This is a genomic window from Streptomyces piniterrae (genome assembly GCF_005048155.1).
Classification (GTDB): domain Bacteria; phylum Actinomycetota; class Actinomycetes; order Streptomycetales; family Streptomycetaceae; genus Streptomyces; species Streptomyces piniterrae.
This window is the reverse complement of the sequence record NZ_SUMB01000001.1, coordinates 246441-257092: the sequence shown is the minus strand read 5'-3', so window position 1 is coordinate 257092 and position 10652 is coordinate 246441. Positions and strand designations below refer to the sequence as shown.

At 69.2% G+C, this 10652-nt stretch carries 9 protein-coding genes; all 9 read left to right on the top strand.

What is annotated here, in order from left to right; genetic code table 11:
- Nucleotides 1-4: 4 nt before the first annotated feature.
- The 9 genes from FCH28_RS01045 (at nucleotide 5) to FCH28_RS01005 (ending at nucleotide 10637) form a co-directional block, all read left to right on the top strand.
- Nucleotides 5-1216 carry an MFS transporter gene (locus FCH28_RS01045; protein WP_169314014.1) on the top strand — a complete coding sequence of 404 codons (1212 nt, stop codon included), beginning with the start codon at nucleotides 5-7 and terminating at the stop codon, nucleotides 1214-1216.
- 167 nt (nucleotides 1217-1383) lie between these two features.
- Entirely contained in the window at nucleotides 1384-2304 is a 921-nt protein-coding gene (locus tag FCH28_RS01040; protein WP_136737740.1) for an alpha/beta fold hydrolase, read from the top strand.
- Nucleotides 2298-3497 (top strand): cytochrome P450 family protein, encoded by a 1200-nt coding sequence (locus FCH28_RS01035; RefSeq protein ID WP_136737739.1) that lies wholly within the window; start codon nucleotides 2298-2300, stop codon nucleotides 3495-3497. Before FCH28_RS01040 ends, FCH28_RS01035 begins: the two co-directional genes overlap by 7 nt.
- A gap of 318 nt (nucleotides 3498-3815) precedes the next feature.
- The gene (locus FCH28_RS01030) at nucleotides 3816-4841 is read left to right on the top strand and encodes a 3-oxoacyl-ACP synthase III family protein (RefSeq protein WP_136737738.1); all 1026 of its coding nucleotides are present in this window, start codon (nucleotides 3816-3818) and stop codon (nucleotides 4839-4841) included.
- Nucleotides 4842-4899: 58 nt separating this feature from the next.
- A complete protein-coding gene (locus tag FCH28_RS01025; protein ID WP_136737737.1) occupies nucleotides 4900-6639 on the top strand; it encodes a 3-hydroxyacyl-CoA dehydrogenase family protein in 1740 nt (579 codons plus the stop codon).
- A 64-nt stretch (nucleotides 6640-6703) separates the two neighbouring features.
- Nucleotides 6704-8056 (top strand): crotonyl-CoA carboxylase/reductase, encoded by a 1353-nt coding sequence (gene ccrA, locus FCH28_RS01020; protein WP_136737736.1) that lies wholly within the window; start codon nucleotides 6704-6706, stop codon nucleotides 8054-8056.
- Nucleotides 8057-8102: 46 nt separating this feature from the next.
- A complete protein-coding gene (locus tag FCH28_RS01015; RefSeq protein ID WP_136737735.1) occupies nucleotides 8103-8360 on the top strand; it encodes a ferredoxin in 258 nt (85 codons plus the stop codon).
- 59 nt (nucleotides 8361-8419) lie between these two features.
- Nucleotides 8420-9367, top strand: a complete 948-nt coding sequence (locus FCH28_RS01010) for a phosphotransferase enzyme family protein (RefSeq protein WP_169314013.1) — start codon at nucleotides 8420-8422, stop codon at nucleotides 9365-9367.
- A gap of 58 nt (nucleotides 9368-9425) precedes the next feature.
- Nucleotides 9426-10637 (top strand): cytochrome P450, encoded by a 1212-nt coding sequence (locus FCH28_RS01005; protein ID WP_136737733.1) that lies wholly within the window; start codon nucleotides 9426-9428, stop codon nucleotides 10635-10637.
- The last annotated feature ends 15 nt before the right edge of the window (nucleotides 10638-10652 follow it).

Sequence of the window (10652 nt, the reverse complement as noted above, 5' to 3'; positions counted from 1 at the left end):
CCTGATGAGGGTTCCAGGTCTGCCCCAGCTGTTCCTCTGGTCGATGCTGGGCCGGCTCAACGTGTCGGCTCTACCGATCGCGCTGTCGCTGATGCTGGTGCGCTGGAACAAGTCGTACGTCGTCGTCGGCCTGGTCGCCTGCGCACTGACCCTGGGACAGGCCGCGGCCGGGCCCCTGCGCGGACGGGCGGCGGACCGCGGCTCGACACGCCGGCTGCTGATGATCACGGGCGGCGGCTACGCGACAGGCCTGGCCGTGATCGTGACGCTCGCGGCGAGGGCGCCCGCGTCCGGGTGGCCGGTGGTCGTGGTCGTCGCGCTGGTGACCGGGCTCAGTGCCGTGCCGGTGTCGCAGATCAGCCGGGCGGTGTGGCCCAAGATCGTCGGCTCGGAGCTGACCCCCGCGCTCTACACGGCCGAGGCGACCGCGTCGGAGGTGATCACCACCATCGGGCCGCTGCTCGCCTCCCTGGTCATCGCCGTCGCCGGGCCGTACTGGGCGGTCGGTGTCACGGCGCTGCTGGCCCTGGTCTCGGCCCTCGTCTTCGCCGCCGCGCTCGGCCGCGTCGGCCTGGGCGGCGAGCCGTTGCCGGAGCGCGGCGAGCGGCTCGCCCAGCGGTCCCTGCTGGCCGAGGGGCCCTTCGTCCGGGTGGTCGCCATCTCGATGCTGGTCACGGCCGCGATCTTCGCCGTCAACCTGTCGGTGGTGGCCTGGACGCAGAACATCGGCCGTCCCGCCTTGGCCGGGGTGCTGACCGCCTGTTGGACGGCCGGCTCGCTGGCCGGCGGGTTCGCGCTGAGCACCTTTGCCCGGGGACTGCCCCGGGCGCTGCGGGTCGCCGGGATGGCCGCCGGGATGGCCGCGCTCGCCGTACTGCTCCCGCCTGTTCTGGGTACGGTGCCCCTCTGGCTGATCGTCGTGGTGCTGTTCCTCGGCGGGACGGCCATCGCGCCGACTCTGGCGGCCACCTACGAGCAGATCGCCGAGGCGTCCCCGGAGAACCGCAGGGCGGAGGCGTTCGGCTGGATGGCGACGGCAACCGCGGGCGGCGGCGCGCTGAGTGCGGTGCTGACCGGGGTGCTGCTCGACTTCTCCGGGCCTTCGCTGCCCGTCGCCGCCGGCGCAGCGCTTGTCGTGGCCGCACTGGTGCTCACCGTATTCGGCCGCAAACCGCGCGCACCGTCGGCCGAAACCGTCGAAGAAGCCACCGCATAATCCGGCCTCGCCCCCCATCACCCCATATTCCACTGGCCGACCGGCATCCGCCGGTCTGCCTGCCGACGTACGCCCGGAGAACGGTCGAGCCGGTCAGCGTGGACGTCGCCCGCGGGCCGGCAATTCCCTCACCGTGCCGGGTCACCGGCGGATCGGAGAACGCAACCATGGCCGACAGCTTTGCGGCCGAACAGGTCAGGCAATTCACGTACCAGGGCTACGAATTCGCCTGCCGGATCCTTGAGTGCCCGGCACCGGTCACCGAGCCGATCGTCGTCTTGTGCGCGGCGTTCCAGAACATCCGCAGCTACCACCGCTACGACAAGTACTGGCACGACTCGGCCACCCTCATCTGCATGGAGCCGCCGGGGTCGTACTCGCCCGATCCGGTGCCGCGGACCGTCGGATACGACTTCGACGCCGGCGCGCTGGCCCATCTGCTCGACGAACTGGATCTGCCCCGCATCAACCTGCTCGGCGTCAGCTTGGGCGCCGCGCCCACGCACCGGTTCGCCCAGGAGTACCCGGAGCGGATCGCGCGGCTGATGCTCACCGGCGCGGCGTGGGGCGACACCGCGCGTCGCGGGGCCGTCGAACTCGAACACTGGCTGAATCTGCGCCGGGCGGACGAATTCGGGCGCAAGATGGTGGAACTGTGCGTGAACGGGGACCCGACCCGGACTGTCCACAATCGGGAGGCCGTCCGGCGCGCTCTGCTCGACCATCTGAGCACGGCGTCGGAGGCTGAAATGGTGCGGTACCTCGCCGTCGCCCAGCGGTTGGTCGACCATCCGGCGACGCTACCGGGCCGGATCTCCGGGATACCCGCCCTGTGCGTGACCGGGGAGCACGACGATCTCGCTCCCCCCGACCTGGCGCGGAAAATGGCCGCCGGCATCGACGGCGCGGCGTTCACGACCATTCGCGAGACCTGCCACCTGTCCTTCCTGGAACGCAATGCCGACTGGGCCGACCTGGTGCGCCGGTTCTTCACCGACCAGCCGCTGGCCGGCCTCGACTACCTGACCGGCCTGGAACATCCGGCCGGCCGCCCCGAGCACGAAGAGACGACGTCCTCCGTATGGTGACCGTCGACCTGAGCGCGTACGGCCCCGGTTTCTTCACCGACCCGTACCCCTACTACGCCCGGCTGCGCGAGGCCGGGCCGGTGCACGAGATCGTCCTGGCCGATGGGGACCGGTTCTGGCTGATCGTCGGCTACGACGAGGCCCGGACGGCCCTGGCCGATCCACGTCTGGCCAAGTCCCTCGACCCGCCGAGCGAGGACGAGCGGCACGTCCTGATCACCGATCCGCCGGACCACACGCGGCTGAGACGGCTCATCTCGCGGGAGTTCACCGCGCGCCGGGTGGAGGCGATGCGCCCGCGCGTCCAGGAGATCACCGACGGTCTCCTCGATGAGATGGTGGCCGGGCGGCGGCGAGCCGACCTGGTCTCGGCGCTGGCGTCCCCGCTGCCGGTAACCGTGCTCTGCGAACTGCTCGGAATCCCGTTCGCCGACCGGGCGGACTTCCGCGGCTGGACGGAGCGGGTTCTGGTGCCGGCCGAACCAGGCACCATAGCCTGGTGGAAGAGCCGGGGTTTCGCGCAGGCCGGGATGGCCCTGACGGACTACCTGGAGAACCTGATCGAGGACAAGCGCCGCGCTACGCCGACCGGCGACCTGATCTCGTCGCTGTTGCGGACGAACGCGGAGGACAACGACCGCCTGTCGGCCGCCGAGCTGCGCTCGATGGTGTTCATCCTGATCGTCGCGGGCCACGAGACCACGGCCAACCTGATCACCAACGGGGTACGCACACTCCTGGCAAACCCCGGACAACTGGCGGCGCTGCGTACCGACCCGGAGGGCCTGATCGACCAGGCCATCGAGGAGATGCTGCGCTACGACGGCCCGGTGGAGACGTCGACCAAGCGGTTCACCATCGAGACCGTCAGCTACGGCGACACGAAGATCCCGCCCGGGGAGACGGTTCTGGTCAGCATCGCGGCGGCGGGGCGTGACCCTGCGCAGTTCGAGCGACCCGACACGTTCGACATCCACCGCGGTACGACCGGCACCCGCAACGGCCACGTCGCCTTCGGCCACGGCATCCACTTCTGCCTGGGTGCCGGGCTGGCGCGGATGCAGAGCCGGGTCGCGATCCTGACCCTGCTGCGCCGCTGTCCCGACCTGGCGCTCGACATCGATCCGGCCGGTCTCGACTGGCTGCCGGGCATCAGAGTCCGGGGCGTCCGCAGTCTGCCGGTGCGCTGGTGAGCGTTCCCGCACGCTGAACCGGCAGACGCCATCCCCGGATTGCGCACGAACAGCCCTCACGCGCGTTGCACATCAGACGCGGATTTTTTTCCAGCGTTTCCGCGGGAACCACTGCTCACGACCAAGGGAAAGCTACGCCCTTACCGCCATGGCCCTGATAGCTGTACCGGAAAGGGAAGAGCGGCTAGGGGAAGCTAGGGGTTATCCCCGCCACACCCCGGTCCGTAATGTCTGACACCAAGCATGGAACCGGAGGTAAAGGCCCGTGTCTCTTTCACTCGTACACCGCTGCAACTCCCGTGCAGAAGTGGCGGCATAATGGGGCCGCAGACCGAATTCCCCATAGGAATTCTCGGCACGGGCTCGTATCTTCCCGCCGAATTGGTCTCCAATCATGTGGTCGCCCAACGGGCGGGCGTGACCGCCGAGTGGATTGAGACCAAGACGGGTATCCGCAGCCGTCGTTATGCGGCCGGGCACGAAGCCACCTCCGACCTCGCCGCAGAAGCGGCGCGGTCCGCTCTCGACGCGGCCGGCATCACTGCCGGGCAACTGAAGTGGATCGTGGTGGCGACGTCGACCCCGGACCATCCTCAGCCCGCCACGGCCTGCCTGGTCCAGCAGCGGATCGGTGCCCGCGCCGCCGCGGCCTTCGACCTCAACTCGGTGTGCAGCGGTTTCGTGTTCGCGCTGGTGACGGCGGCCCGGCTGCTGTCCGCCGCCCCGGACGAGTCGGTCCCGTACGCCCTGGTGATCGGGGCGGACGTCTACTCACGCATCATCGACCCCACGGACCGACGCACCGCCATCCTCTTCGGTGACGGCGCCGGAGCCTTCGTCCTCGGCCCGGTGCGGCCCGGCCACGGACTGATCGGCGCGCACCTCGCCAGTGACGGTGAGCGGCACGATCTGATCCGCGTCCCGGCCGGCGGCAGCCGCGAACCGGCGTCGGAGAAGACCGTGGCCGAAGGGCGGCACCACTTCCGCATGAACGGCCGGGCGGTCAGCGACTATGTGCTCGCCGAGCTGCCCCGAGCGGTGCGGGCACTGCTCGCCGCCCACGACGTGGCGTCCGCCGACGTCGATCACTTCATCCCGCATCAGGCCAACGACGTCCTGCTGCGCACGGCCCTGCCCGATATCGGTTTGCCCCGGGCACGGGTCCACCTCACGGTCGCCGAACACGGCAACACCAGCGCCGCTTCCATTCCGCTGGCGCTCGACCAGGCCCAGCGGCAAGGCGCCTTCACCGACGGAGAGTTGCTCCTGCTGGCCGGATTCGGCGGCGGCATGTCGCTCGGCACCGCGCTCGTCCGATGGCAGAGCGGCGAGGCCCGCCACTGAGCACGCAGGCACTCCCCCGCACCGGCCGCCCAGGAAACGACTCGAAGGACTCAACGGCATGGCTCAGCGCTTCTCCACCATCGCGGTGATAGGTCTCGGGACCACCGGATCGGCGCTCGCGGGCATGGTCGCCCGCAGCGGCCGCCGGGTGATCGCCCTCGACACCGACGCCGGCGCCCTGGACCTGGCCGGTGCCCGGCTGACCGACACCGGCAGCGGCAGCGGCACCGGCACCGGCACCGGCACGGTCGACCTCACCACGCGCCCGGCCGACATCATCTCGGCGGACCTGGTGATCGAAGCGGTACCCGAACGGATGGAGACCAAGTGCGAGGTGCTCCGTCACGCGAACAACGTGTGCGCCCCGGGCACGGTGTTCGCGACGACGACCACCGGACTGGCGGTGACCGACCTCGCCTTCGGCTCGGGGCGGCCGAGTCGCACGGTGGGACTGCACATGTTCCCCCAGGGGCCGGCGGACCGGGCGGCCGCCGTGGAGGTCGTGGGGACGCCCCTGACGGACGGGTCCGTGCTCACGGACGTCCAAGCACTGATACGGGACCTCGGGCAGGTCCCGGTGTCGGTGCCCGATCGCGCGGGCTTCGTCGGCGGGGCCCTGACGATGGCCTATCTCAACGACGCCGCGACGATGTACGAACAGCGCTACGCCTCACGCGACGGCATCGACACCGCCATGAGGCTGGGCTGCGGGCTCCCGCGGGGGCCGCTGGCCCACCTGGACGCGATCGGGCTGGACGTCGCGCATGACACGCGGGACGCCCTGTACGAGCGCACCGGTGACCGCCGGTTCCTGCCCGCCCCCGTACTGACGCACATGGTCGCCGCCGGCCTGCTCGGGCTGAAGGCCGGGCGTGGCTTCTACAGCTACGGCGCCCCGGACGCCGAGGGTGCCGCGGACACCGGCGACGAGCTGCCGACGGCCCGCCCCGTACGGCATATCGGTGTAGTGGGTTCGGGGACGATGGCCACCGGCATCGCGGAGGCCTGCGCACGGGCCGGGTACCCGACGACTCTCGTGGCGCGCAGCGAGGTCCGCGCCAAAGAGGCGCTCGCCGCCGTGGAGAACTCGCTGAACCGGGCGGTGCAGCGGGGCAGACTGACACCGGATCAGCTCACCTCGTCGATGGAGTCGCTGACCGGTGTGTCCGGCCTGGAAGCGGTCGCCGGATGCGATCTGGTGGTCGAGGCGGTCGTGGAGGACATCGACGTCAAGCGGACGGTGTTCCGGGAACTCGACGCCGGGTGCGGGGCGCAGGCGGTGCTGGCGACGTCCACATCGAGTCTGCCGGTCATCGAATGTGCCATGGCGACCAGTCGGCCCGAGGCCGTGGTCGGGATGCACTTCTTCAATCCGGCACCGGTGATGAAACTCGTGGAAGTGGTGCGGACCGCGCTGACCTCGCCCGAGACACTCGGAATGGCGCACGCGACCGCCACCGCGCTCGGCAAGCGTCCCGTGGGCTGTGCGGACCGGAGCGGGTTCATCGTGAACGCGCTGCTGTTCCCCTATCTGAACAGCGCGGTGGCCCTGCTCGACGAGGCGATCGTCACCGCCGAGGACATCGACACGGTGATGGCCCTGGGGCAGGGCTATCCCATGGGCCCGCTCCAACTGCTGGACGTGATCGGTCTGGATGTGTCCGTGGCCATCCTGCGCACGCTGCACACCACGTTCCGGGAGCAACGCCTCCTGCCCTCGCGCCCTCTTGAGCAGCTCGTGGCCGCCGGCCACCTGGGCCGCAAGCGGGGCAAGGGACTGCGGAACCACGAGCGCTGAGCCGGTTCGCACTTCACGTCCGTTAGCGACACCCGTGAAACACCGTACTTTTGGAGGAAACGTCATGCGGGAGATCGTCAGCGCTGCCTTGTCGGAAGATGCGGTCGGTGCGGACTTCGCCGCGTTGCCGGTTCCGCAGTCCTACCGCGGTGCCGTCGTCCTGCGGGACGAGTCGGAGATGTTCCAGGGGATGGCGACCGCCGACAAGGAACCCACGAAGTCCCTCCGCGTGCACGAGGTGCCGACTCCCGAGCCCGCTCCGGGCGAAGCCCTCATCGCGGTGATGGCCAGCTCCATCAACTACAACACCGTGTGGACCTCCCTCTTCGAGCCGATGCCGACCTTCGGTTTCCTCCAGCGGTACGCGCGGTCCGACGATCCTGGCGCGGACCGACATGATCAGCCGTACCACGTGGTGGGTTCCGACCTGGCGGGCATCGTGCTGCGTACCGGGCCCGGCGTGCACCGCTGGAAGCCGGGCGATCGGGTCGTGGCGCACTGCCTGTCCGTCGGCCTGCAGTCCCCGGACGGGCACGACGACACCATGCTCGACCCGGAGCAGCGCATCTGGGGGTTCGAGACCAACTTCGGCGGGCTCGCCGAGCTGTCCCTTGTCAAGTCCAACCAGCTCATGCCGATGCCGAAGCACCTCACGTGGGAGGAGGCCGCCGCCTCCGGACTGGTCAACTCCACCGCCTACCGGCAACTCGTCTCGCGCAACGGTGCGCGTATGAAGCAGGGCGACGTGGTTCTCGTCTGGGGCGCGGCGGGCGGCCTCGGCTCGTACGCCACGCAGCTCGCTCTCAACGGAGGCGCGACTCCGGTGTGCGTCGTGTCCGGAGAGCACAAGGCCGAACTCGTCCGGTCCCTGGGCGCCGAGCTCGTGATCGACCGGGCGAAGGAGGGATATCGGTTCTGGAAGGACGAATCCACGCCCGACCCCACGGAGTGGAAGCGCCTGGGCTCCCACATCCGGGAGCTGACAGGGGGTGAGGACTCGGACATCGTCTTCGAGCACCCCGGCCGGGAGACCTTCGCCGCCAGCGTGTACGTGGCGCGGCGCGGCGGCACCGTGGTCACCTGCGCCTCGACGTCCGGGTTTCGGCACGAGTACGACAACCGCTATCTGTGGATGTCGCTCAAGCGCATCGTCGGCAGCCACTTCGCCAACTACCGGGAGGCGTGGGCGGCCAACCGTCTCATCGGCAGGGGAATGATCCATCCCACCCTGTCCACGGTGTACCCGTTGTCCGACGTCGGCATCGCCACGCAGGCGGTACACCGCAATCAGCACGCCGGCAAGGTCGGGGTGCTGTGCCTGGCGCCCGCGGAGGGGCTCGGCGTCCAGGACGAGGCGCTGCGAGTGCGCCACCTGGCCGGTATCAACCGTTTCCGCCTCCACAACCGCAGCAGTTGAGGCCCGGCCCTCGGCGCCCGCCACGCATGACGAGAAGGAGACAGAGATGTCGTTTGCGCGTGTGCACCTCGACGAATCGAAGTGCGTCACCTCGGGGCAGTGTGTCCTGACCGCCCCCGAGGTGTTCGACCAGCGTGAGAAGGACGGGGTCGCCATTGTGCTGACCGACTCCCCCGCCCCGGAACTGCGCGGCAAGGTGCAGGAGGCCGCGGCCGGCTGCCCCGCGGCGGCGATCCGGCTTGCCGCACCGGCGGACGCCCCCGGGCGGGTGGGTGGTCGGCCACCGATCGAGGGTCCCTTGTGATCGGCCGGCTGCCCGACGCCGACAGACATACGCACTCACCGAATACGGAGCACAAGAAATTGGCAGCCAACACCTCTCTACCGGCCGAGCCGCTCACCGACGAGATACCGCTCTCCCTGTGGGGACGGAACGATCTGCGGGTCCTGCCCTGGGAACGCGATCCGGTCGACCTGGGCTTCCACTCCTATACGTATCTGGTCGGCTCCGACTCGGACATGTACGTCGCCAAGTGCGTGCCCGCCGACCAGGGACCGAAATTCACGAGCGGCCTCAAGGTGGCCCTGGTGGTCGAGGACCACGGCATCCCTGCCGGCGCGCCGCTGCCGACCGTCGAGGGCGAGGTGACCGCCTACCACGGCGAATGGTGCTGGGCATTGCTGCGCCACCTCGATGGCGGGCGGGTCGACGAGAACGATCCTGTTCATCTGCGTCGGGCCGGCGAGACGCTGGGCGCCATCCATACCGCACTGGTTGGCACCCCTCCTCCGCCGGACATCCTGAGGTTTGACCAGTTGGACGTCATGATGGTCGCTCCGGCTCCGTTCCTCGAGGACAAGCCGTGGATCCAGCAGGCCATGCGCGAGGCGCACGAGACGGTGTCCGGCAGGCTCACGATGGGTCTCATCCATTCCGACGCCAGCATGAACACGTTCCGGGTGAAGCCCGATTCGATGGGGCTCTTCGACTGGGGCGAAGTCATGTACGGCCCCTTCCTCTTCGATGTCGCCACGGCCCTCAGCTATCTGGACGAGTCCGTGGACGTCGGCCCGCTGCTGCGGGGATATATGACGAAGTCTCCGGTGCCCCGATCGGAACTCCCCCTCCTCGGAACCCTCCTGAAGTTCCGTGCGGCCGCGGAGGCCTGGATCTACGCCCGGCGCGAGTGGGTGGGCAACGACATCGGGAACCACGGCGACCTCAGCAACGCGAACCTCCTCGACCGGGCCCGGAAGAACCTCGCGTCGGCCGAACAGGACGGCGAGCGTTTCCTGAGCCAGTTCGCGTGAACACCCCTGCATCCGGACCGACAACACCTCATTTCCCACGCTAGGAGACTGAACACAGATGTCGCAGCTCTCGTCCGAACTCCCCTCTTTCCCCATGTCCAAGGCAAAGGGCTGCCCCTTGGACCCGCCCCCCGAATACGCCCGTCTGCGGTCGGACCGGCCGGTCGCGAAAGCGAGGCTGTGGGACGGCAAGGAAGTATGGCTGATCACCGGTTATGAGGAGATCCGCGCGATCTTCACCGACCCCCGCATCAGCGTCGACAACACACAGCCCGGCTATCCGTGGCTGAGTGAGCAGCAGCGGACCGTCGTGCTGACCGGCGGCGTCAAGCCGGTGGGCCGGATGGACCCGCCCGAACACACCGCCATGCGGCGCATGCTGGGCCAGGGATTCCTCGTCAAGAAGATCCAGAACATGCGCGGCGATGTGGAGTCCCTCGTCAACGGGCTCATCGACGACATCCTCGCGGGCCCCCGGCCGGCGGACCTGGTGACGGCGTTGGCCATGCCGGTTCCCTCCACCGCGTTGGGATGGGTGCTGGGTGTTCCCCCGGCCGACAAGCGCCTCATCAGCCTGGTTCCCCGGCTCTTCGACGAGGACTCCGGACTGGAGGGCGCCATGGAGGCGCGCAACGAACTGTTCGCGTACATCGACGAGTTGATCACGCACCGGGAGAACGAACCGGGCGACGACATCATCAGCCACCTGGTCGGTTACTACCAGAAGGGCGAGCTGACGCGAGTGTCCGTGCTCACCCAGTCGGTCACGCTGATCGCGGCGGCACTCGACACCACCCGGAGCATGATCACCAACGGGATCCTGGCGCTGCTGCAGCATCCCGAGCAGGCCGCGGCGCTGATCGACGATCCGGACCTCGCACCGGCGGCGGTGGAGGAACTCCTGCGCTACACGGTCGTCACGGAGTTCTCGTCCAAGCGCGTGGCGGCCGCGGACATCGAGATCGCGGGCGAGACCATCAAGGCCGGCGACGGCGTCATCTGCCTGATCAGTGCGGGGAACCGGGACGAGAAGTTCTTCACCGATCCCGACACCCTGGACATCCGGCGCGACGCCAAACACCACTTGGGCTTCGGGGCCGGCATCCACACCTGCATCGGGAAGCAACTGGCGCGCATGGAGCTGGAAGTGGTGTACGGAACCTTGTTCCGCCGCATACCCGAGCTGCGGCTGGCGGTCCCCTTCGACCAGCTGGTCTTCCGCAACACCTTCGACGTCCAGGGCGTCCGAGCGCTTCCGGTCACCTGGTGAGGCCGTTGCGGGCGG

Excerpts from the sequence above, each read along its gene's own strand:
- FCH28_RS01045 (WP_169314014.1), top strand. The coding sequence starts at position 5 with ATGAGGGTTCCAGGTCTGCCCCAGCTGTTCCTCTGGTCGATGCTGGGC.
- FCH28_RS01030 (WP_136737738.1), top strand. The coding sequence starts at position 3,816 with ATGGGGCCGCAGACCGAATTCCCCATAGGAATTCTCGGCACGGGCTCG.
- FCH28_RS01015 (WP_136737735.1), top strand. The coding sequence starts at position 8,103 with ATGTCGTTTGCGCGTGTGCACCTCGACGAATCGAAGTGCGTCACCTCG.
- FCH28_RS01035 (WP_136737739.1), top strand. The coding sequence starts at position 2,298 with ATGGTGACCGTCGACCTGAGCGCGTACGGCCCCGGTTTCTTCACCGAC.
- FCH28_RS01040 (WP_136737740.1), top strand. The coding sequence starts at position 1,384 with ATGGCCGACAGCTTTGCGGCCGAACAGGTCAGGCAATTCACGTACCAG.
- FCH28_RS01025 (WP_136737737.1), top strand. The coding sequence starts at position 4,900 with ATGGCTCAGCGCTTCTCCACCATCGCGGTGATAGGTCTCGGGACCACC.
- ccrA (WP_136737736.1), top strand. The coding sequence starts at position 6,704 with ATGCGGGAGATCGTCAGCGCTGCCTTGTCGGAAGATGCGGTCGGTGCG.
- FCH28_RS01005 (WP_136737733.1), top strand. The coding sequence starts at position 9,426 with ATGTCGCAGCTCTCGTCCGAACTCCCCTCTTTCCCCATGTCCAAGGCA.